19 protein-coding genes, 1 tRNA gene and 1 other RNA gene are annotated in these 20,413 nt (G+C 67.1%); 11 read left to right on the forward strand and 10 right to left on the reverse strand.

What is annotated here, in order from left to right:
• The first annotated feature begins 32 nt into the window (after positions 1-32).
• Positions 33-560 (forward strand): dihydrofolate reductase family protein, encoded by a 528-nt coding sequence (locus tag ACIQTX_RS10585; protein WP_402971963.1) that lies wholly within the window; start codon positions 33-35, stop codon positions 558-560.
• A gap of 30 nt (positions 561-590) precedes the next feature.
• A complete protein-coding gene (dapF, locus tag ACIQTX_RS10590) occupies positions 591-1,463 on the forward strand; it encodes a diaminopimelate epimerase (RefSeq protein ID WP_402971965.1) in 873 nt (290 codons plus the stop codon).
• Positions 1,464-1,483: 20 nt separating this feature from the next.
• On the opposite strand, the gene ACIQTX_RS10595 is transcribed toward dapF, so the two are convergent.
• On the reverse strand, positions 1,484-2,125 hold the full coding sequence (locus ACIQTX_RS10595; RefSeq protein ID WP_105525535.1) for a class I SAM-dependent methyltransferase: 642 nt from the start codon (positions 2,123-2,125) through the stop codon (positions 1,484-1,486).
• Between the two features lie 68 nt (positions 2,126-2,193).
• Here ACIQTX_RS10595 and hflX point away from each other — a divergent pair, with 68 nt between their 5' ends.
• On the forward strand, positions 2,194-3,705 hold the full coding sequence (gene hflX, locus ACIQTX_RS10600; protein WP_402971968.1) for a GTPase HflX: 1,512 nt from the start codon (positions 2,194-2,196) through the stop codon (positions 3,703-3,705).
• A gap of 6 nt (positions 3,706-3,711) precedes the next feature.
• Here hflX and ACIQTX_RS10605 read toward each other — a convergent pair whose 3' ends face one another.
• Positions 3,712-4,377: an SIMPL domain-containing protein gene (locus ACIQTX_RS10605; RefSeq protein WP_402971969.1), complete on the reverse strand. Its 666-nt coding sequence runs from the start codon at positions 4,375-4,377 to the stop codon at positions 3,712-3,714.
• A 141-nt stretch (positions 4,378-4,518) separates the two neighbouring features.
• On the opposite strand from ACIQTX_RS10605, the gene ssrA reads away from it, so the two are divergent.
• Positions 4,519-4,888, forward strand: a transfer-messenger RNA (tmRNA) gene (ssrA, locus tag ACIQTX_RS10610).
• A gap of 62 nt (positions 4,889-4,950) precedes the next feature.
• Positions 4,951-7,872, forward strand: coding sequence for an HAD-IC family P-type ATPase (locus tag ACIQTX_RS10615; protein ID WP_402971971.1), 2,922 nt, complete (start codon positions 4,951-4,953; stop codon positions 7,870-7,872).
• 198 nt (positions 7,873-8,070) lie between these two features.
• On the opposite strand, the gene ACIQTX_RS10620 is transcribed toward ACIQTX_RS10615, so the two are convergent.
• Both ACIQTX_RS10620 and ACIQTX_RS10625 read right to left on the reverse strand, forming a co-directional pair.
• A complete protein-coding gene (locus tag ACIQTX_RS10620) occupies positions 8,071-8,640 on the reverse strand; it encodes a hypothetical protein (protein ID WP_402971973.1) in 570 nt (189 codons plus the stop codon).
• Positions 8,641-8,660: 20 nt separating this feature from the next.
• Positions 8,661-9,452, reverse strand: a complete 792-nt coding sequence (locus ACIQTX_RS10625; RefSeq protein WP_402971975.1) for an inositol monophosphatase family protein — start codon at positions 9,450-9,452, stop codon at positions 8,661-8,663.
• A 156-nt stretch (positions 9,453-9,608) separates the two neighbouring features.
• Here ACIQTX_RS10625 and ACIQTX_RS10630 point away from each other — a divergent pair.
• Together ACIQTX_RS10630 and ACIQTX_RS10635 are read left to right on the forward strand one after the other, a co-directional pair.
• A tRNA-Lys gene (locus ACIQTX_RS10630) sits at positions 9,609-9,681 on the forward strand.
• Positions 9,682-9,980: 299 nt separating this feature from the next.
• A complete protein-coding gene (locus ACIQTX_RS10635) occupies positions 9,981-11,522 on the forward strand; it encodes an Ig-like domain-containing protein (protein WP_402971977.1) in 1,542 nt (513 codons plus the stop codon).
• Between the two features lie 102 nt (positions 11,523-11,624).
• Here the strand turns inward: ACIQTX_RS10635 and ACIQTX_RS10640 are convergent, their stop codons facing one another.
• The 4 genes from ACIQTX_RS10640 to ACIQTX_RS10655 all read right to left on the reverse strand — a co-directional run bounded on the left by ACIQTX_RS10640 (position 11,625) and on the right by ACIQTX_RS10655 (position 14,674).
• A complete protein-coding gene (locus ACIQTX_RS10640) occupies positions 11,625-12,107 on the reverse strand; it encodes a YbaK/EbsC family protein (protein WP_105525527.1) in 483 nt (160 codons plus the stop codon).
• A 77-nt stretch (positions 12,108-12,184) separates the two neighbouring features.
• On the reverse strand, positions 12,185-13,414 hold the full coding sequence (locus ACIQTX_RS10645; protein WP_105525526.1) for an MFS transporter: 1,230 nt from the start codon (positions 13,412-13,414) through the stop codon (positions 12,185-12,187).
• Entirely contained in the window at positions 13,411-13,848 is a 438-nt protein-coding gene (locus ACIQTX_RS10650; RefSeq protein ID WP_402971980.1) for a MarR family winged helix-turn-helix transcriptional regulator, read from the reverse strand. Before ACIQTX_RS10650 ends, ACIQTX_RS10645 begins: the two co-directional genes overlap by 4 nt.
• A 37-nt stretch (positions 13,849-13,885) precedes the next feature.
• Positions 13,886-14,674: an IclR family transcriptional regulator gene (locus ACIQTX_RS10655; RefSeq protein WP_402971982.1), complete on the reverse strand. Its 789-nt coding sequence runs from the start codon at positions 14,672-14,674 to the stop codon at positions 13,886-13,888.
• Positions 14,675-14,778: 104 nt separating this feature from the next.
• On the opposite strand from ACIQTX_RS10655, the gene ACIQTX_RS10660 reads away from it, so the two are divergent.
• Genes ACIQTX_RS10660 through ACIQTX_RS10670 form a run of 3 tightly spaced genes read left to right on the forward strand, consistent with a single transcriptional unit; the run spans position 14,779 to position 17,399 of the window.
• Positions 14,779-15,552 (forward strand): CoA transferase subunit A, encoded by a 774-nt coding sequence (locus ACIQTX_RS10660; RefSeq protein ID WP_402971984.1) that lies wholly within the window; start codon positions 14,779-14,781, stop codon positions 15,550-15,552.
• A 1-nt stretch (position 15,553) separates the two neighbouring features.
• Positions 15,554-16,222: a 3-oxoacid CoA-transferase subunit B gene (locus ACIQTX_RS10665; RefSeq protein WP_402971986.1), complete on the forward strand. Its 669-nt coding sequence runs from the start codon at positions 15,554-15,556 to the stop codon at positions 16,220-16,222.
• Positions 16,215-17,399, forward strand: a complete 1,185-nt coding sequence (locus tag ACIQTX_RS10670; RefSeq protein WP_402971988.1) for an acetyl-CoA C-acetyltransferase — start codon at positions 16,215-16,217, stop codon at positions 17,397-17,399. Before ACIQTX_RS10665 ends, ACIQTX_RS10670 begins: the two co-directional genes overlap by 8 nt.
• Before the next feature lie 12 nt (positions 17,400-17,411).
• Here the strand turns inward: ACIQTX_RS10670 and ACIQTX_RS10675 are convergent, their stop codons facing one another.
• Positions 17,412-17,711, reverse strand: coding sequence for a hypothetical protein (locus ACIQTX_RS10675; RefSeq protein WP_028502768.1), 300 nt, complete (start codon positions 17,709-17,711; stop codon positions 17,412-17,414).
• Positions 17,712-17,720: 9 nt separating this feature from the next.
• Positions 17,721-18,926 (reverse strand): PLP-dependent aminotransferase family protein, encoded by a 1,206-nt coding sequence (locus ACIQTX_RS10680; protein WP_402971990.1) that lies wholly within the window; start codon positions 18,924-18,926, stop codon positions 17,721-17,723.
• A gap of 211 nt (positions 18,927-19,137) precedes the next feature.
• Here ACIQTX_RS10680 and ACIQTX_RS10685 point away from each other — a divergent pair, with 211 nt between their 5' ends.
• A complete protein-coding gene (locus ACIQTX_RS10685; protein ID WP_105525521.1) occupies positions 19,138-20,394 on the forward strand; it encodes an MFS transporter in 1,257 nt (418 codons plus the stop codon).
• The last annotated feature ends 19 nt before the right edge of the window (positions 20,395-20,413 follow it).

Genomic DNA, 20,413 nt, shown 5'->3' on the forward strand with positions numbered 1-20,413 from the left:
TCGGTGTCGGAGGCCCATGCAAGGCTGATCGCATGACGACCCACTTCTACACCGCATCCAGCCTCGACGGGTTCATCGCGACCGAGGAGCACTCGCTGGACTGGCTGCTCACGCAGGACATCGATCAAGACGGCCCGATGGCGTACACGGGCTTCGAGCGGAACATCGGCGCACTGGCCATGGGAGCTTCGACGTACGAATGGGTGATGCGTCACGAAGAGGGGCGGTGGGGCTACGCCCAGCCCACCTGGGTCTTCTCGCACCGTCAGCTCGACCTTCCTGTCGACGCAGACGTGCGGCTGACACAGGCCGACATCAGCACCGTGCACGCCGAAATGGTGGCGGCCGCCGGCGGGAAAGACCTTTGGGTCGTCGGTGGTGGAGAGCTCGCCGGCCAGTTCGCAGATGCCGGGCTGCTTGACGAGGTGTGGGTGCAGTACGCACCGGTGACACTCGGCTCCGGCGCCCCACTGCTTCCACGAAGGCTCGACCTGGAGCTCATCGAGGTGGCGCGCAATCGAAACTTCCTCTGCGGCCGTTACCGGGTCACGCGGGTCTGAGCGCACCTCCGCGATACCTAGACTGATCTCATGGTCGCATTCACCAAGGGGCACGGCACGGGCAACGACTTCATCATCATCGCTGATCCCGATGGCGAACTCGATCTGACGGTCGAGCAGGTTGCGGTGTTGTGCGATCGTCACTTCGGGATCGGTGCCGACGGTATTCTTCGTGTCGTCAGGTCTTCCGCGATCGCGGAGGGCGCGGCATCGCTCGACGAAGAGCCGGGCGCCGAGTGGTTCATGGACTACCGCAATGCCGACGGATCCATCGCAGAGATGTGTGGCAACGGCATCCGGGTGTTCGCTCATTACCTCGTCCGTTCCGGCCTCGCGACCATCGACCCCGGATCGACGCTGCCGATCGGCACCAGGGCGGGCGTTCGTGATGTGACCCGGAGCGCCACGGGATATCAGGTCGATCTCGGCCGATGGAAGCTCTCGGGCGACGATCCGCTCGTACGTGTAGACGGCCTCTCCGTCACTCGTCCCGGAGTCGGCATCGACGTCGGAAACCCCCACGTCGTCGTCGCTCTCGCTTCGGAGGCCGAGCTCGCATCGCTCGAGTTGCACCGCGCGCCCGACTTGGAGCCCGCGTTGCCGGCGGGTGCGAACATCGAGTTCGTGGTTCCTGGAGAACCCCTGGTGCGCGATGGAGTCGGACACGTGAGCATGCGTGTCTATGAGCGAGGCGTCGGTGAGACCCTCAGCTGCGGCACGGGGGTCGCGGCGACCGCGCTCGCTGTTCGCTACTGGGCTGGCGAGAAGGCTCCGAACAACTGGCAGGTGGAGGTTCCGGGCGGAACCCTCGGCGTTCGCATGTTCCCCGCCGAAGATGGCGAGCATGTCGCTCTTTCCGGTCCTGCGCAGCTCGTCTTCCAGGGCGAGGTCGATCTCGCCTAAGCGAGTGACCCGCGAGCGACTCAGCCGAGGATGATCGGCTCGGTCGGCGGATTTCCGTGCTTGCGCACCTTGAGGATGCGGTACCCCTTGCCCGTAGCGGTGCGAAAGACGCTGTAACCGGGATGGAAGGTCGACCCGATCCATCGCTGGAGCGAATCGGCGCCGAGGTTGCGCTGGACCACGAGCCAGGCATCGCTGCGCTCATCGAGGCGAGGGATCCAGCGCTCCAGCAGTCCGTGGAGTTCGTTCTTGCCGACACGGATGGGCGGATTCGAGCGAATCGTGCGGAACGAGACGTGCTCGGGAACATCGTCGGGCAGTGATGCGTTGACGTTAGTGAGCCCGAGAGCTGCGGCGTTCCGACGCACGAGATCGAGGGCACGCTCGTTCACGTCGACGGCCCACACCGTCGCATGGGGAGCGGCCAGGGCCATCGACAGGGTCACAGGACCCCAACCGCTGCCGAGGTCGAGAAGATCGCCACCCGGGGGAACCGGGGGCATGTTGGCGAGGAGCACTGCAGTGCCGGCATCCAGACGATCCGGGCTGAAGACTCCACCAGCGGTGGTGACTTCCAGCTCTCGACCTGCGAGCGATACGCGGATCTTACGCAGATTCTCGGGGCTTGCCGGGGCCGCAGTGAAGTAGTGATCTGACCCCATACGGTGAGCGTACCGGACAGCGCGGGCTAAGGTTAAGGCTCGCAACAAAACCCAGAGACAAGGAACGGATGACGGAGACCACAACCCCCTCCACCGACGACCACACGGTCGATCGTGTGCTCGCGAATGCAGAGAAGCGCTCGGACGTCCATGTCTTCGGCGCCGCCCAGGCGCTGCAGGATGATTCGACGGCATCGCATACGAGCACGGACGGCGCGCAGTGGGATCTCGAGGACCGACATGCGCTTCGCCGCGTCGGGGGACTCTCGACGGAGCTCGAGGATGTCACCGAGGTCGAGTACCGTCAGTTGCGCCTGGAGAACGTCGTCCTCGTCGGCGTCTACCCCCAGGGTGCGCAGGAAGATGCGGAGAACTCCCTACGGGAACTCGCAGCTCTCGCCGAGACCGCAGGGGCCGTCGTTCTGGACGGTGTTCTCCAGCGTCGTCCGCACCCTGATGCCGCGACCTATCTCGGCCGCGGCAAGGCTCAGGAACTCAAGGACATCGTCGCCGCCGTCGGTGCCGACACCGTCATAGCCGACACGGAACTCGCACCGAGCCAGCGTCGTGCGCTCGAAGACGTCGTCAAGGTGAAGGTCATCGACCGCACCACGGTGATCCTCGACATCTTCAGCCAGCATGCCAAGAGCCGGGAGGGCAAAGCTCAGGTCGAGCTGGCCCAGCTCGAGTACCTGCTTCCCCGTCTTCGTGGCTGGGGAGACTCGATGAGCCGTCAGGCCGGTGGCCAGGTCGGTGCCGGTGGCGCGGGTATGGGTTCGCGCGGTCCGGGTGAGACGAAGATCGAGCTCGATCGTCGTCGCATCCGTACCAAGATGGCACTGTTGCGCCGGCAGATCCGTGACTTCGGACCTGCCCGAGAGGCGAAGCGTGCCGAGCGCAAGCGCAACACGATCCCCTCGGTCGCTATCGCCGGCTACACGAACGCCGGTAAGTCCAGTCTGCTCAATGCGCTCACCAGCGCAGGGGTCCTGGTCGAGAACGCCCTCTTCGCGACGTTGGATGCGACTGTCCGTCGCGCGGAGACGGAAGACGGCCGCGTCTACACACTGACCGACACCGTCGGATTCGTCCGCAACCTCCCGCCCCAGCTCGTCGAGGCCTTCCGCTCGACGCTGGAGGAGGTGGGAGAAGCCGACGTCGTGCTCCACATCGTCGACGGTTCGCACCCGGATCCCGCCGGTCAGTTGCAGACCGTGCGCGACGTTCTGGGCGATGTCGGCGTTCGTGACCTGCCGGAGATCGTCGTCTTCAACAAGGCGGATCTGATCTCTGAAGACGAGAGGCTGGTGCTCCGCGGCCTTCAGCCCCATGCGCACTTCGTGTCTTCGAGGTCGGGCGAGGGTATCGCCGAGTTGCGGGCCGTCGTGGAAGCGGCGCTTCCGAAGCCTGCTGTCGAGGTCCACGCGGTGATCCCTTACGATCGCGGCGATCTGGTGGCGGCGATCCATGAGACCGGGATGCTTCTCTCGGTGGAACATGGCGAGAACGGCACCGCCGTGCATGCTCGTGTCTCTGAGCGTCTCGCGGCCGAACTCGCCCCGTTCGTCACCGTGGGCTGATCCCGCTCAGCGGGCGAGGAAGCGTGCCTCGACCGTTGCGGAGATGATGATCTCCTCCGGCTCGTATTCCATTGGCGGAGCCGTGTCGGCGGCGAATGCGACGCCACCGCGTGCCTTCAGCATCTGGGCTCCAGGTGCCGGCTGTCCGCTGGACATCAGGCCGACATCGGCGATCTCTGACGGCGTCACCTCCTCCAGGCCGAGGGCACCGGCATATGCCTTGGCGCGGGTGACGGCGACGCTCACCGCCTCGGCCGCGACATCGCGTTCGACCTTGGCCCGCGTCACGGGAGTGAGGTGCCAGTCGATCCAGCCCACCTCGACTCCGTCCCAGGGGGAGATGTCGGAGACCCAGATGGAGAGCTCGGAGGCTTCCGAGAACGTCGCCGTGAAGTCGATGCTCGCGTAGTAGACCGGCGCGAGGCGTTTGCCCTCGTTGTTCCAGGGCCGTTCCGCCCGGACGGAGAGCCGCTTGCTGGTCCAGTCGACGACAGAGCCGGCCTCGACCCGTTCCGTGATGCTGCTGCGGACGGGCTCGGCGAGGCGCATCACATGCTCGACCACCGTGGTGCGCTCGGGGCCTTCAGCGCGCACTCCGACGTGGATGGTGGCGCGTTCAGGCGCGATGCGCGCCTCATGCTCGCCGCGGACGGTGACGGTGACTTCGCTCATGGGGCGACTCTACGCCAGGGGACAGAACGTCAGCGGAATGGCGGAGCGGCCGCGAACGTTGTAGGCTTTAGGGCTCGGGTGCTTGTCTCCCGAGTTGGCAATTCCACAGTGTGACAGCGGCTCCTTCGAGAGAAGGACCACGGGGCTGATCGGTTTCGACAGCGCCTGTGAATCCACGAGAAGCGGGCCGAGGATGCAGAGTTATCTCGTAAACGCTCTCTGCAAAAAAATAGTTGCCGAAACCAAGCGCAACGACTTCGCCCTCGCTGCATAAGCGAGCCCGATAGTCCGTCAGGCCGTATGTGATTCCGATACGGATCCTGGCGTCATTTAGGAATCTTGCTGCGTGATGGCGTCTGGACGTCACGTGGGACTCTTCCCAGGCTGGGCTTGTCGACTTAGGTGTCTGTGACAAAGGTCGGAGCCGAGTAGAACGTCTTCACAGACTGCGCCCGGAGAAGGCGTGGAGACTCAGCGTTGGACGGGGGTTCGATTCCCCCCAGCTCCACCACGTCGCTGTCACAGGAATTGAGGCCCGCCTCCCCAGTGAGAACTGGGGAGGCGGGTTTTTCCATGTCTGCGCAGACGCCTGGATGTCGTCGTCGTGGACCTATATTGAAGTCTGTGGACACGACCCCCGCAGACGTCTCGACCGGTCTCACGAGAGCTCAGGTCTCCGAGCGTGTCGCTGCGGGGAAGACGAACGCCTTCGTCGCCGATACGAGTCGGAGCGCGTGGAGCATCGTACGAGCGAACGTCTTCACGCTCTTCAACGGCATCGTCTTCGCCTGCTTCTTCGTGCTGTTCCTCGTCGGGCGCTGGCAGGATGCGCTCTTCGGGCTCGCGGCGTTCGCGAACGCGATCATCGGGTGCGTTCAGGAGTTCCGTGCGAAGTCCGCACTCGACCGTCTCGCGCTGATGAACGCACCGCGAGCACTGGTGCTGCGAGACGGAACGGAGGCGGAGATCGCGCCAGGCGAGGTCGTCCTCGATGACGTTCTCGTGCTTCGTGCCGGGGAACAGGTGCCTGCTGACGCCGACGTCATGACCGCGCGCGGTCTGCAGATCGATGAGTCGATGCTCACCGGGGAGTCCGACCCGGTGGAGAAGCAGCCGGGGGACGAAGCTCTCTCCGGCGCGGTCGTCGTCGCGGGGGAGGGCACCGCCCGCACGACCAGGGTGGGTGCCGACTCGTATGCGAACCACTTCGCCGGTGAGGCCAAGCGCTTCTCCCTCGTCTCCAGCGAGCTTCGCACCTCGGTCAATCGGGCCCTGAAGTGGGTGAGTTGGATCATCGGGCCCGTCGGCCTGTTGGTCCTGAACGCTCAGATCGTCGTCCTCGGCGGGTATGCCAACGTGTTCTCGAACGGTGCCTGGGTGCAGGCCGTCGTGAACACCATCGCCTCGCTGACGGCGATGATACCCCTCGGCCTCGTGCTCATGACCAGCATCGCTTTTGCCGTCGGTGCATCGAGGCTGGCGCGCAGACAAGTGCTGGTCAATGAGCTACCCGCAGTCGAAGGACTCGCGAGGGTCGACGTCGTCTGCCTCGACAAGACCGGCACCCTCACGGTCGGCGAGATCGGATTCGACCAAGCCCACGGTCTCACCGGGCTCACCCCCGAACGGGAGGATGCCGTGGCGGCGGCGCTTGCGTGGTATGCCGCATCTCCGGACGCGAATGCGACGGCACGGTCGATGCGAACGGCGTATCCGGTCGCTGCGCCGCTCGTCGTGGCGGGGTACATCCCCTTCTCGTCAGCACGCAAATGGAGCGCGGTCTCGTTCGCGGAGAGCACCGGAACCTGGGTGATGGGAGCGCCGGAGATGGTGTTCGGCGACGCCGCGACATCGACCGAGACGGAGCTCGGCCGCACGGTCACCGAACTCGCCGAAACCGGCCGCCGCACGCTGGTGATCGGATACTCGGACTCCACGCTGTCCGAAGACGACGTCGAGTCCGAGCGCCTCCCCGATGGCCTCGCCGCGATCCTGGTCCTCACCTTCCGCGAACAGGTGCGCCCGGACGCGGCGCAGACGCTCGCGTACTTCGCGCGCCAGCAGGTCGGAATCCGCATCATCTCGGGAGACAACCCGCGAACGGTGGCCGCGATCGCTCGTGAGGTCGGTCTCGACGTCTCCGAAGGCTTCGATGCGCGACGACTTCCGCAGGACGATGCCGAACTCGCAGACGTGCTCGACCAGCATGCGGTGTTCGGGCGGGTCACGCCAGAGCAGAAGAAGCGCATGGTCACCGCTCTGCAGAGTCACGGGCACACCGTCGCGATGACGGGTGACGGAGTGAACGACGCGCTGGCGATCAAGGCTGCAGACATCGGGATCGCGATGAACTCCGGCTCACCCGCCACCAAGGCTGTCGCGCGTCTGGTACTGCTCGACGGCCAATTCTCCCACCTGCCGGATGTCGTTGCGGAAGGCCGTCAGGTCATCGCGAACATCGAGCGGGTGTCGATGCTGTTCCTGAACAAGACGGTCTACGCGACTCTGCTCGCGATCATCTTCGGGGTCTTCGTGCTCGAGTTCCCGTTCCTGCCTCGCCAACTGTCCATCACCGACGGCCTCACGATCGGCATTCCGGCGTTCTTCCTCGCGCTCATGCCGAATGCGGCACGGTATGTGCCGGGGTTCCTCCGGCGGTCGTTGAGCTTCGCGATTCCGTCTGGGATCGTCGTCGCGCTCGGTCTGACCTGGTACACGTTCGTCGCACGAGGGTTCGGGGTCCACGAAGAACAGCTGCGCACCGGCGCCACCGTGATCCTCGCGGTCGTCGGCATCTGGGTGCTGGCCGTGCTCGCCCGCCCGCTCAACCGCTTCAAGGTGCTGGTCGTCGGTGCGATGTTCGTTCTGCTCATCGCCGTCTTCACGATCCCGCTGGCCCGACAGTTCTTCGTCTTGGTGGACCCGGGCGAAGACCTGGCGGTCGCGCTCACCGGGATCACGATCGTGATGGTCGCCGCCATCGAGGTGGTGCGGCTGCTGCACCGTCGTCTCGTCCTCTCGGCGCCGTCGGACAGCGCGATGAGTGCGGCACCAGCGGCGACTGCGCCATCCCCGTCTGATTCCCCCGTCGTGGCCTCGATCATCACCACGGTGGTGGCGGTGCTCGCCTACGCCTTCGGAGTGCTCGCGACGGGCTTCGGCATCCTGGTCTTCCTCGGACGGTACGACGCGGATGTGGCGACCTCGGTATTCTCGGTCGCGGGTGCGGCGATCGCCCTGTTCGGGCTGCTGGTACTCGCCGTCGCGGCCGGTGTGCGGCGTGGCCGCGGACTCTCGCGGCTCATGCTCACGATCTTCCTCGGGATCGCCATCGCGCTCAGCGCCGTCGTACTCCTCTTCGGCGACCGCTGGGACTGGGGAGCGGCCATCACCGCTGCCATCGCCACCGCCATCATCGTGCTGCTGTGGACTCCGCCGGTCGCGCGAGGTTTCGGCAGGATCCTCGAGAGTTCGATGGGCGCTGCGGGACCGTGAGGGTTCGCTTCTCCTCGCCGTACCGCCCTGAGTTCCGAAGGCGGGCGTCAGCGTGCTGATCGACGTCGGGTGCGTGGGCCGATGCCCTCGTCTTGCGCGGGCGTACGCGGCGGCGGTGCCCCCGAACAGTTTCTCTGAACGCCTTGATAAATCCGGTGGTGGTGGCGTGCCCCGAAAGGGGTGATCGATCCTCGGCGGTCAGGCCGGCCATTCGATGAGAATCAGTCCCTGACGGGTGTCGGCGAGCCGCACCCAGCCGTCGCCGAAGAGGTACGTCATCCCGTAGCCGTCTTCATCGGTGCCCATCGCGTAGCGCGGGTCCTCGGTGTAATAGATTCCGTCCGGACCGTCCTCGCGCTTCCAGCCTTCCTCGAGAAGACCTGCCTGCGCGGCTGCGGCGTCCGCCTCGTCCACCGCTGCCCAGCCGTAGAGCTGACCGTGGTCGGACCCGACGGTGTAGTCGGCCCAGAAGCAGAGCAGGCCGTCGGTGAACTCGACACCGCCGACCACGAACTCCTTCGTCTCGGCCGTCCAGCCGGCATCGGCCAGGGCTGCGACCGTGCCGTCCGAGATCATCGACTCGCACGTGACTTCCGCGGCAGGCGACTCCGGAGCGGGCGAGCCGACGGGCGCTGTGCTCGCTGTGGGTGTGGGAGGGGCAGGCTCCGCGGTCGGCGAGGAACGAGGCTCCGAAGGCCCAGCGCATGCGGTGAGGGCCGCGAGCAGCAGCAAGACGCCCGCAGTGGCGGACATTGTGCGGGGAGTCATCGCGGGCCTCGTCCTTCGGATCAGTCTTGCAGCAGCGTCAGGAAGTCATCGTGCAGGGTGCCGTTGGTAGCGAGTGTCGAGCGCGCGGAGATCGTCTCCGCGCCGTCGACAGCCGTCATCCGTCCTCCGGCCTCGCGCACGATCGGGACGGCGGCCGCGATGTCGTACTCCTTGACTCCGAACTCGGCGACCATGTCGATGCGACCTTCGGCAAGGAGCATGTACGCGTAGACGTCGCCGTAGGCGCGGTCGCGCCAGACGCGCGCGGCCACCTTCAGCAGCGTGTCCAGGCGGCCTGCATCCGACCACTGCGCGATGCTCTGGAAACTCACGCTGGCATCGTCGAGAGACGAGACCGAGGAGGTCTGGAGCTGACGCGGCTCGGCTTCGGCGGCGGTCCAGGCGCCCTCTCCGGCCGATGCCCACCAGCGTCGTCCGAGTGCCGGCATGCTGACGACGCCCACCTGTGGCACGCCGTCGATCGCGAGGGCGATCATCGTTCCCCACAACGGCACCCCGCGAAGGAAGTTGGCCGTCCCGTCGATCGGGTCGATGATCCACTGACGGTGCGTGCTGCCCTGGGCGCCGAACTCCTCGCCGAAGATCCCGTCTTCGGGACGCTCGGCCTCCAGGATGCTGCGGATCGCGCGTTCGGTTGCGAGATCGGCGTCGGTGACGTGCGAGTTGTCGGCCTTGGTCGAGATCTCGAGGTCGTCGGCATCGAACCGGGGGAGCGACTGGGCATCTGCAGCGTCGGCGAGGCGCAGCGCGAGGTCGAGGTCGCTGCGGAGGCTATCGGGGGAGGTGGTCACGGTCTAAGAATACTGGCCGGATCGGCGGGCCCCGAGTGTCGAAAGGCCACATTTCGGCGCCCTCGCGGGGGCGGCACGCCCGGGGTCCGAGCTCGATTTCACATGGACCCGGTCGACTGGTAATGTAATTCCTCGGTCGGGGTTATCCCGGGCCACGCACCTCTAGCTCAATCGGCAGAGCAACTGACTCTTAATCAGTGGGTTCTCGGTTCAAGTCCGAGGGGGTGCACGGAACAGCCCTGTAGACACTCTCGCCAGTGTCGACAGGGCTTTTCTGCGCCTTGGGGGAGCGCGGTGCACGTGCCAGCGCCAGATTCTGCCGCGGCGAACCGCTCCTTCTGAGCGTTGGAGCGCCGCCGGAACCACCCCAGTGCTTTTCCGTGTTCGGACTGAATCCCCGTGTATCGCGTAATGGAATCCCCCTGAGTACGTCTCTCATATGGGGACATCCGCGTCACCTCGATCGGATGCGTCGCTGAGCGACGCATGACCGACGGGTGGGGCTTCATCAAGAAACTGGGGAACACCTTGTACAGAAGCATCGGGCGCGCCCGCGCGCGCCGCAAGACGACAACAACGATCATCGCTGCCGCTGTGGCAGCTCTCACCGCCGGGATCACACTCGCCGGCGCGGGAGTCGCCTCGGCAGCCGAGTACGACTATCCGGCAGCCATCGACCCTTCGTCGATCACCGTGACGACAGTCGGTGGCGGCGGCACGGTGTCGCAGTGGGACCACGTGCGAGTCGACGCTGACTGGTCTGTTCCGGACGGCGCGGTGGGCGGTCAGACCTTCGGGTTCACGCTCCCGAAGGAGTTCGCCGGCGCCGGTACGACGTTCTCGGTTCCGTCGGCGGAAGACCCGAGCAAGTCGATCGCCGAGTGCACCGTGAGCAGCGACGCTGCACCCGTGGTGACGTGCACGCTCACCGACTACGTGAACGGCCGCACCGGAGTCACCGGCTCGCTCTGGTTCGTCGCGAGCGCCGACGAGCAGACCACGGAGACCACGGTGGGATTCACGGTAGATGGCAAGATCACCCCGGTCGAGGTGCCCGGCGGCGGCATCGGTCCGTCCGCCCCGCTGCCGACAGAACCGCAGAAGTGGTCGTGGCAGACGGCCGACGGCCGGATCGCCTGGCAGCTGGTGCTGCCCGGCGCGAGCTTCGAGGGGGCGGAATCGATGATAATCGACGACACTCTGACGGGTGCGGGCGACGGGGTCGCCGAGCACCACAACGAAGACCGGCAGCTCGTCGTCTGGAGCACCGACACACAGGACCAGGATCCGCAGACGATCACGAACTGGACCGGTTCCTGGAACGCGGAGGGAACGTCATTCCACCTCGAGATCCCGGGCCCGATCGATCCGGCGCGGACATATCTCGTCAAGTACTTCACGGTGCCCAGCGCCCAGGTCGACGGAGCCACCTACGGCAACGTCGCGGACGTCAACGGGGTCAAGCTCCAGGAGAAGGCCGTCTGGAGCGTCACAGGCGGTGGAACCGGTGACGGGGATGCCTCGGGTGCCTTCACGGTGACCAAGGCCGTCGCAGGTTCGGGTGCGTCTGCCGTGCCGACGGACGCGGTGTACACGGTGCGTTACAGCTATGGCGACCCGGCGGTCGAGCGCACCGTCGCCGTCACGGCCGGAGCCACGTCGCCCCTCATCCAGCTTCCCGCCGGAACCGTCGTCACACTGGGGGAGCTGACCCCGCCGGCCGTCGACGGCATCGAATGGGGCACGCCCGTGTTCTCCGGTACCGGCGTGCGTGCACTTGCCGATGGCGGCGCCCAGCTCACAGTCGGGGAGGGGGCGACGGTGGCGGTCACCTTGACCAACACCGCTGCATCGAAGCCTCCAGTGGTCCCGCCGACCACGCCCCCGACGCCGCCGACCGCCGTCACGCCGCCGACCGAGCTGCCCCTGACCGGTGGCTCGTCGCTCGCGACCACGGGCGCGGACATGCCTGCCGGGATTCTCTGGGCCGGTGGCGCCGCGGTCGTGCTCGGCCTCGCGCTCACCGTCTTCGGCGCCGCGCGCGCACGTGCGCGCCTGACGCAGGACTGATCGATCGGACACGGCCGGTGCCGGGAAGCTTCGTGCTTCCCGGCACCGGCTTCGTCGTCTCCGCCGTCCACGGATGCCGGGGCACTGTCGGAACCGAGAGACTCAGACGACGGCGATGACCGCTCCGTCGGTGACACGACAGAGTTGATCGAACGTCAACGGCATGACTGTGTGCGGGTGACCTGCAGCTGCCCAGAGCTCCTCGTGGTCCTGCAATGCTTCGTCGATGAACGTCCGAATCGGAGCGGGGTGTCCGACGGGAGCGACGCCGCCGATGGCCTGGCCGGTGGCGGAGCGCACTACCGATGCGGGCGCCATCACCACCTCTGCAGCGCCGATGTGCAGTCTCAGAGCCTCGAGGTCGGCCCTGTGCCCGCCGCTGGTCATCACGAGCACGGGCTCACCGTCGGCCAGGAAGATCAGGCTGTTCGCGATCGCCGCTACGTCACACCCGATTGCGGATGCCGCCTCCTGGGCGGTGCGGGCCGAGTCGGGAAGCACCCGGATCTCCGTCTCGACACCGGCATGCGTCAAGTGTCTATGCACCAGCCTGCTGCGTTCAGGGAGATGAGAGGGTTCTTTCATCGCCCCACGATATCCAAGGGCCGGATGCAGCTGCGTCGGATCGGGCGCCGATGCCCGGTCCGACGCTGCGGTCTCGCTCAGGCGGCGTCGCCCACGAGGATCGCGGCAGCATCCTCCACGGCGGCGTCCGCCGGCTGGTCGTCGATGTGGGCGAGAACTCGGCGTCCCAAGAACACGGTGAGCGCGGCGAGCAGGACGGATGCAGCGGCGAACAGGTAGGGCACCGTCGCGTTGAACGCGTGCCACAGGAGCGCTGCGATCGGGGGAGCCATCGCACCACCGAGGAACCGGACGGCCGAGTATGCCGACGATGCGACCGAGCGGGGCAGGTCGGTCGCCTCCATGACGGCCTCGGTCAGCACGGTGTTCATCACACCGAGCAGGAGCCCACCCGCGACGATGCAGGCGACCAGGGCTGCGGCGTTACCCACGAGGAAACCTGCGGCGACGAGATCGAGTGCGAGCAGCGGCAGGACGATGAGGATGATGCGGGTTCGGGGCATCCGGCGCATGAGGACCGGTGCCACCCAGACGCTCGTGACAGCGAGGGCGACGCCCCAGCCGAAGAACGTGAACCCGATGCCCATCGCCCCGAAGCCGAGAGGGAACGGCGAGAACGCCAGCAGCACGAAGAAGCCGATGTTGTAGAAGAGCGCCGCGATCGCGAGAACCGCCAGTGCCGGACGCCGCAGCGCGGTGAACGGGGCCGAGAACGGCACCGGCACACGCTTCTCGCCAGGACCGCGCAGCAGTACGAGCACCGCGACGAACGCGATGGCCATCAGCACGACGACGCCGAAGAACGGTCCGCGCCAGCTCTGTTCGCCGAGGAGGCCGCCCAGGAGAGGACCGACGGCGATACCGAGACCCAGAGCCGCTTCGTAGAGGATGATCGCCGCGCTGCTGCCGCCGGAGGCAGCGCCGACGATCGTCGCGAGGGCTGTGGAGATGAACAGGGCGTTCCCGAGGCCCCAGCCCGCACGGAACCCGATGACGGCGTCGACGCTGCCGCTCAGCGCGCACAGGAGCGCGAAGACGACGATGAGTGCGAGTCCGATGAGCAGAGTGGCCTTCGCCCCGATGCGACTGGAGATCCAACTGGTCACGAGCATCGCCAGCCCGGTCACGAGGAGGTAGCTGGTGAACAGCAGCTCGGTCTCTACCGGCGATGCCTGGAGCGATTCGGCGATCGCGGGAAGGATCGGGTCGACGAGTCCGATGCCCATGAAGGCGACGACGCACGCGAATGCGACCGCCCACACTTGCGCCGGCTGCTTCCACACCGAGGGGGTGGTGCTGGTGTTCACCGAGATTCTCCTTTTCGTTCAGTGGCGGTATGCGCGGCGAGGATCTCGGCGGCGCGTGTGAGAGCGGACCATTCTTCGTCGTTGAGAGCGGCGAATCGCGGCGCGAGCGTCTCACGGAACTCCGCGCGCCAGGCCGTGAGCGCTGCGGTGCCGTGTGGGGTGATGTCCACGACGGTGGCTCGTGAATCGTCGGGATCGGGGGAGCGGAGGACAAGTCCGTCGCGCTCCAACCCACCCAGGAGACGGGTCATGCCCGGCTGCGTGGTGCGCGCGGCCGCTGCGAGCTCTCCCACTCGTCGAGAGCCCGCCTGTTCCAGGAGGCTGAGCACGCGCCACTGCGCGGCGGGTGCGTCGTTGCCGGCATCCTGGGCTGCGATGCGTCCCAGTGCGTACCCGGAGAGCACCAGGGAGGGGATCACGTCCGAACGATTCATACCACCAAGTATATACCCATTGGTATGTATTGCGGTTCTATCGTCGGGTGCTCGCGATCCGTGCGGAGAGCTGGTGCGCGTGCGCGAGGAGCGTGCGGCCGAGTTCCGCCATTCGATCCGGGCCGAAGCGGAACTCGACCCCGGTCAGGCTCAGAGCCCACTCCGGGCGCCCCGAGCGATCGAAGACCGCGGCGCCGATGCCCCAGCTGCCTTCCACGATCAGTCCGGGGTTCACCGCGTATCCTCGCTCCTTGGTCTCGGCGAGGCGCGTGAGCAGTGCCCGACGGCCGTGCGGACGACCCCACCCGGCCTCGAGCTCGGGGTGTCGCTCCAAGTACGCGTCCACATCGTGGTCGGGAAGGAATGCGAGGATCGCGAGCCCGGCGCTGGCAACGCCGAGGGGGAAACGCACGCCCTCGCTCAAGACGAATGAGCGGATGGGGAACGCTCCTTCCTCGCGCAGGAGGCATACCGTCTCATCCGCGCGCCGCACCGAGAAGAATGCGCTCTCCTCGGTCTTGACGGCAAGTGACCGCACGATGTCTCGAGCGAGTGCGGTCACGTCGTATCGCGCCGCGGCCACTGAACCCATGAGGTAGAGCTCCGGTCCCGGCATCCAGCGAGCACTCTCGTCGTCGCGATCGATGAGTCCTTCGAGCTTGAGGGCGCTCAGCAGGCGGTGGGTGGTCGATCGCGTCAGGTCGGCTTCGCGGGCGAGGTCGTGCAGCGCGGCGCCGTCGATCCCCGCGGCGGTGACCAGGCGCAAGAGGCGCGCCGCGCGCGCGATCGCCTGCGCTCCGGGGACGGGGTGGCCGAGCGGTTCCATAATGTGGACGCTACCTCCGCGATCGGCCACATCGCAAGACCTGACTACCGGACGCGGGGGTCGGGGGCGGATGCTGGAGGGAGCACGTGATCGAAGGAGCCGACGTGATCGACAAGCAATGGGAATCTGCGCGCGCCGCGGTCGCCGACATCGAGGACGGATCGTCGCTCGCGGTCGGCGGGTTCGGGTTGTCGGGAAACCCGATCGCTCTGATCGAAGCCCTGCTCGCACAGGGCACGAAGGACCTGAGTGTGGTGAGCAACAACTGCGGCGTCGACGACTGGGGTCTCGGTGTCCTTCTCTCTGCACAGCGCATCCGCAAGATGACGTCGTCGTACGTGGGGGAGAACAAGGAGTTCGAACGCCAGTTCCTGAGTGGCGAACTCGAGCTCGAACTCACCCCGCAGGGAACCCTGGCCGAGAAGCTGCGGGCCGGCGGCTCGGGGATCGCCGCATTCTTCACGCAGACGGGTGTCGGCACCCAGGTCGCGGAAGGCGGACTACCCCGCAGGTACAACCCGGACGGCACGATCGCGGTCGCCTCGCCGACCAAAGACGTACGTACCTTCGATGTGAACGGTGAGCCCAGGGAGTTCGTGCTGGAGGAGGCGATCGCCACCGACTTCTCGCTCGTCCATGCCGCCCGCGGTGACCGCCATGGCAACCTCGTCTTCAACAAAGCGGCCCGCAACTTCAATCCGCTGGCCGCCATGGCCGGCCGCATCTGCATCGCCCAGGTCGAGCAACTCGTCGAACCGGGGGAGCTCGACCCGGACAGCATCCACCTCCCCGGGGTCTTCGTGCACCGCATCGTCGAGGTCGGCACCGACGCCCCGAAGCGCATCGAGCGGCGCACCGTCGCTGCGGAAGGAGCCTGAGATGGCACTCACCCGAGACCAGATGGCGGCTCGTGCAGCTGCGGAGCTCGCGGACGGCGCGTACGTCAACCTCGGCATCGGCCTGCCGACGCTCGTCCCGAACCACATGGCGAGCGACATCACTGTCGTCCTGCAATCGGAGAACGGAATCCTCGGCGTCGGTCCCTATCCCCATGAGGATGCCGTCGACCCGGACCTCATCAATGCGGGCAAGGAGACGGTCACCACGCTCCCAGGGGCTGCGTTCTTCGACTCGGCGATGAGCTTCGGGATGATCCGTGGCGGCAAGATCGATGCTGCGATCCTCGGGGCCATGCAGGTCTCTGCGACGGGCGACCTCGCGAACTGGATGATCCCCGGCAAGATGGTCAAGGGCCCAGGCGGTGCCATGGACCTCGTGCACGGCGCCGGCCGGGTCATCGTCCTCATGGAGCACGTGGCGAAGGACGGATCGGCGAAGATCGTCGACGAGTGCTCGCTGCCCCTGACCGGGCGCGGCGTTGTCGACCGGATCATCACCGATCTGGCGGTGATCGACATCACCCCCGATGGCCTCGTGCTCGTCGAGACCGCACCGGGGGTCACCGTCGAGGAGATCATCGCCGCCACCCGACCGCCCCTCATCGTCTCCGATGCCCTGCTCACCGAAAGGACCCATGACCATGACTGAGAACGACGTCGTCATCGTCGCCGCTGCCCGCACCCCGCAAGGGCGCCTCAAAGGACAGCTGGCCTCCTTCACCGCGCCTCAACTCGGATCCTTCGCGATCCGTGGCGCGCTGGAACAGGCATCGATCGACCCGGGGGACGTCGATGCCGTCATCGTCGGTCAGGTGCTCGCTGCGGGATCTGGGCAGAATGCGGCACGCCAGGCGGCGATCGGCGCAGGCATCGGCTGGGACGTCCCCGCGCACTCGGTGAACAAAGTGTGCCTCTCAGGCCTGACAGCGATCATCGACGCCGCACGGATGATCCGCACCGGCGATGCAGATGTCGTGGTCGCCGCGGGGATGGAGTCGATGACGCGGGCACCGCACCTGCTCATGGGATCGCGCGACGGCTGGACCTACGGGAGCGTCGAAGTGCTCGACCACATGGCGTACGACGGGCTCACCGATGCCTACGACCGGGAGAGCATGGGGGCGTCCACCGAGCGGCACAACGCACGCTTTGAGCTCACCAGGGGGGCGCAGGACCGGGTCGCCGCACTGTCGCACCAGCGTGCGGCCGCTGCGCAGGAGGCCGGAGTGTTCGACGGAGAGATCATCGCCGTCGATGTTCCGCAACGTCGGGGCGAGCCGGTGCGCGTGACCAAAGACGAGGGAGTGCGCCCCGACACCACGGTCGAGACGCTCGCGGGTCTTCGTCCCGCCTTCGTGGAGGGCGGTTCGATCACAGCCGGGAACTCCTCGCCGATCTCCGACGGGGCATCCGCAGTGGTCGTCACGACGCGGCGCGCTGCTGAGGCCAAGGGCTGGCCCGTGCTCGTCACGGTCGGCGCGAGCGGCCAGACCGCCGGACCCGACAACTCCCTGCAGGCGCAGCCGGCTCGGGCGATCGAGCGCGCATGTGAGAAGCAGGGCATCGCTCCGTCGGACCTCGACCTGGTCGAGATCAACGAGGCCTTCGGCGCTGTCGTGGCACGATCTGAGGTCGAACTCGGTCTGGATGAGGGCATCGTGAACATCCATGGCGGAGGCATCGCGATCGGCCACCCGATCGGCGCGTCCGGCAACAGACTGGTCGTACACGTCGCGCACGAGCTCGTTCGCCGAGGTGGCGGGACGGCAGCCGTCGGACTGTGTGGCGGAGGCGGTCAGGGCGAGGCGCTCATCCTCACCCGCTGAGTCGCACCGGATTCAGGAGCGCTGGTCCTTGGCGTGGTCCTGCGTGTCGGCGAGGGCCTTCTGAGAGCGGAACTGGAGCCGCTGAGCCTTCTTCGCCTTCTTGACCGACTGCGGGGAGTCCGCATCGACCAGCACGCCGCGGCGCTCGCGGTTCATGTCGATGACGGCGCCGACGGCCAGAGCCATGGTGATGCCCCAGCTCGCCCAGGACAACACGGCGCGCCAGGTGATGGGCTGCTCGCGAGTGCCGCGCAGCAGGGAGACCCCAGCCGAGATCGCCGCGATGAGTCCGGTGCTGAAGAGGTAGCGCATTCCCTAACGCTACCTTCCCGCACCCCAGGTCGTACCGAGCCTTGACAAGCCCTCCCTGATCCTGGCAGGGGAGTAGGTCGTGAACGACAGGCGGAGCGTTCGCTCGTCGGCCCGGCCGGAGAAGAACGATGTGCCGGGAACGAATGCGACGTCGCGTGTGAGGGCCCGCGTGAGCGAGGACGCGGCGTCCATTCCCTCCGGCAGTCGTGCCCAGATGAACATTCCGCCGTCAGGTCGATTCCACGTGCTCCCCTCGGGAAGGGCGCTGGAGAGGGCGTCGAGCATCGCGTCGCGACGTGCGGCGTATGCCTCACGGATGCGTGCGAGTGCAGGCTCGCCTCGGCCTGAGGCGAGGTAGTGGGCGGCCGCCGCCTGATCGATCGTGGAGGTGTGCAGGTCGGCGGCCTGCTTGGCGATCGTGACCGAGGAACGGATGTCGACGGTGGTGCGGATCCAGCCGATGCGGAGGCCGGGCGCGATCACCTTCGAGAAGCTGCCGAGGCTGATGACATGCTCGGGCGCGAACTCGGACAGCGATGGCAGGGCGTCACCGGAGTATCGCAGCTGACGGTAGGGCTCATCCTCGATGATGCGGAACCCGCGACGCTGGGCGATCGTGGCGATCGCTCGGCGCGCTTCGAGTCCGTGGGTGCGCCCCGTCGGGTTCTGGAACGTCGGCACGGTGTAGAAGAATTTCGGGGCATGCTCGGCCGCGAGCTGTTCCAGCGCCTCGAGGTCGAGGTCGTCACCGATGTAGGGCACACCGACCACACGGGCACCGGCGAGGGCGAAAGTCTGCAGAGCGGCCAGATAGCAGGGTTCCTCGACCAGGATCGTGTCACCGGGATCGATCAGCGTCGACGCGAGGAGTCCGAGGCCCTGTTGCGATCCCGTCGTCACGATCAGATCGGACGGCTCCGTGGGAAGCCCATCAGCGCAGTAGCGCCTCGCGATCTCGTCTCGCAGCATCGGGTCCCCCTCCGAGGTCGAGTACTGGAGCACGCCGGGGGAGCCGAGTGCCGCGTCGAACGCCATGCGGATCCCCTCGAGGTCGAACAGCTCAGGCGCCGGAAGGCCGCCGGCGAAGGAGATGACCTCGGGGCGCTCGGTCAGTGCGAGAAGGTCGCGGACCGGCGAGGTCTTGGCGCTTCCCACGCGTCGGGACCGCGGGGGAAGGGCGAGGGACGGGGCAGCGGCCTGCGGGACGGTGGGCAACGGGGTCCTCCTCGGGGAGCGCATCGTGCGGTGGGTGCCGCCCAGACTAGACCCGTCGCTGGCCGCCCGTTTCCCTGCCAGTGGTCGGGTGCGCGCGCTATCATGGCGGTGTCGCGGCTCGCCGCGGCCGCACAACCGTGTATCTACCGGCCGTCGGCTTTCCGACGGACAGCGGCGGCACCCGACTTCGCGTCTTCGACGCGCGAGAGCCATGACACCCGCAACGACATCGCAGCAACCCGCCCAGCGGAGCCTTCTCCAGCTCGCAGGCCTTCCCTACTTCCTCATCGCCTTCATCGCTCGGCTTCCGTTCGCCATGATGGTCGTCGGGGTCCTCACCGTGGTCGTCTCGGCCAGAGGATCCCTGTCGCTCGGCGGACTCACCTCCGCGGCCGTCGGACTGGGCACCGCGTGTTTCGGACCGCTGCTGGGGGCAGCAGCAGACCGCTTCGGCCAGCGAGGAGTGCTCATCGTGCTCGCGCTCGCGAACGGTGCGATGCTCCTGCTCTTCACGTTCGTGGTCTACGGGACAGCTGCCGACGGCTTCGTACTGCTCGCCGCAGTCGGCATCGGCGCGACCGCCCCACAGGTCGCCCCGCTCTCGCGCTCGCGTCTGGTCACCATCATCAGCGAGCGGATGCCGACGGAGCGGCGGGACAAGACCGTCTCGGGCACGATGGCGTATGAGTCCGCGGCCGACGAGACCGTGTTCGTCTTCGGCCCCTTCCTGGTCGGCATCCTGGCATCCGTGCTCGCCCCGTGGGCGCCGCTGGTGGGGGCCGCGGTGCTGACGGTCGTCTTCGTCGGCGCGTTCGCGCTGCACCCCAGCGGGCGTCATGTGTCCCAGGACCGTGATGCCGACGGCAAGGCTCCTTCTGCCGTGTCGGAACTGTTCCGTCCGCAGCTGCTGATCGTGGTCCTCGGCATCCTGGGCGTCGGGATCTTCTTCGGCACGATGCTCACCGCGCTGACCTCGTTCATGGCAGACCGTGGCGCTCCCGAACAGGCAGGCCTGCTCTACGGCGTGATGGGCGTCGGTTCTGCCATCCTCGCGCTCGGCGTCGCCTGGCTTCCCCCGGCATTCTCTATGCGTGCGCGTTGGCTCGTGTTCTCCGGCATCCTGCTGGCAGGGACGCTCCTGCTCGGCTTCGTCGACTCGCCCGGCACGATGATGGTCGCGCTGGCGATCATGGGCATCGGCATCGGCCCCACTCTGGTGACGCAGTACAGCTTCGGCGCGGCGCGCAGTCCGCGCGGACGCTCGGCGACCGTGATGACGATGCTGGGATCCGGCGTCGTGGTCGGGCAGTCGATCGGCGCCGCCGTCGCGGGTGAGATCGCCGAGAACATCGGAACGCCTGCTGCGCTTCTGCTGCCGATGGTCGCGGCGTTCATCGCCTTCGCGGCGGGTGTCGCGAACTGGGTGCTCAGTGGCGACGGTCGGCGGCGTTCGCCGGTCGCCGCCTGACGACCGGGGCGGAATCTCA

Origin of the sequence: Microbacterium sp. NPDC090281 (assembly GCF_044769635.1) — a bacterium.
In the GTDB taxonomy this organism is placed as follows: Bacteria; Actinomycetota; Actinomycetes; order Actinomycetales; family Microbacteriaceae; genus Microbacterium.

What these genes read in the sequence shown, in the direction of transcription:
- ACIQTX_RS10585 (WP_402971963.1), top strand. Translation starts at nt 33, where the DNA reads ATGACGACCCACTTCTACACCGCATCCAGCCTCGACGGGTTCATCGCG.
- dapF (WP_402971965.1), top strand. Translation starts at nt 591, where the DNA reads ATGGTCGCATTCACCAAGGGGCACGGCACGGGCAACGACTTCATCATC.
- ACIQTX_RS10595 (WP_105525535.1), bottom strand. Translation starts at nt 2,125, where the DNA reads ATGGGGTCAGATCACTACTTCACTGCGGCCCCGGCAAGCCCCGAGAAT.
- hflX (WP_402971968.1), top strand. Translation starts at nt 2,194, where the DNA reads ATGACGGAGACCACAACCCCCTCCACCGACGACCACACGGTCGATCGT.
- ACIQTX_RS10605 (WP_402971969.1), bottom strand. Translation starts at nt 4,377, where the DNA reads ATGAGCGAAGTCACCGTCACCGTCCGCGGCGAGCATGAGGCGCGCATC.
- ACIQTX_RS10615 (WP_402971971.1), top strand. Translation starts at nt 4,951, where the DNA reads ATGTCTGCGCAGACGCCTGGATGTCGTCGTCGTGGACCTATATTGAAG.
- ACIQTX_RS10620 (WP_402971973.1), bottom strand. Translation starts at nt 8,640, where the DNA reads ATGACTCCCCGCACAATGTCCGCCACTGCGGGCGTCTTGCTGCTGCTC.
- ACIQTX_RS10640 (WP_105525527.1), bottom strand. Translation starts at nt 12,107, where the DNA reads ATGAAAGAACCCTCTCATCTCCCTGAACGCAGCAGGCTGGTGCATAGA.
- ACIQTX_RS10650 (WP_402971980.1), bottom strand. Translation starts at nt 13,848, where the DNA reads ATGAATCGTTCGGACGTGATCCCCTCCCTGGTGCTCTCCGGGTACGCA.
- ACIQTX_RS10655 (WP_402971982.1), bottom strand. Translation starts at nt 14,674, where the DNA reads ATGGAACCGCTCGGCCACCCCGTCCCCGGAGCGCAGGCGATCGCGCGC.
- ACIQTX_RS10665 (WP_402971986.1), top strand. Translation starts at nt 15,554, where the DNA reads ATGGCACTCACCCGAGACCAGATGGCGGCTCGTGCAGCTGCGGAGCTC.
- ACIQTX_RS10670 (WP_402971988.1), top strand. Translation starts at nt 16,215, where the DNA reads ATGACTGAGAACGACGTCGTCATCGTCGCCGCTGCCCGCACCCCGCAA.
- ACIQTX_RS10675 (WP_028502768.1), bottom strand. Translation starts at nt 17,711, where the DNA reads ATGCGCTACCTCTTCAGCACCGGACTCATCGCGGCGATCTCGGCTGGG.
- ACIQTX_RS10685 (WP_105525521.1), top strand. Translation starts at nt 19,138, where the DNA reads ATGACACCCGCAACGACATCGCAGCAACCCGCCCAGCGGAGCCTTCTC.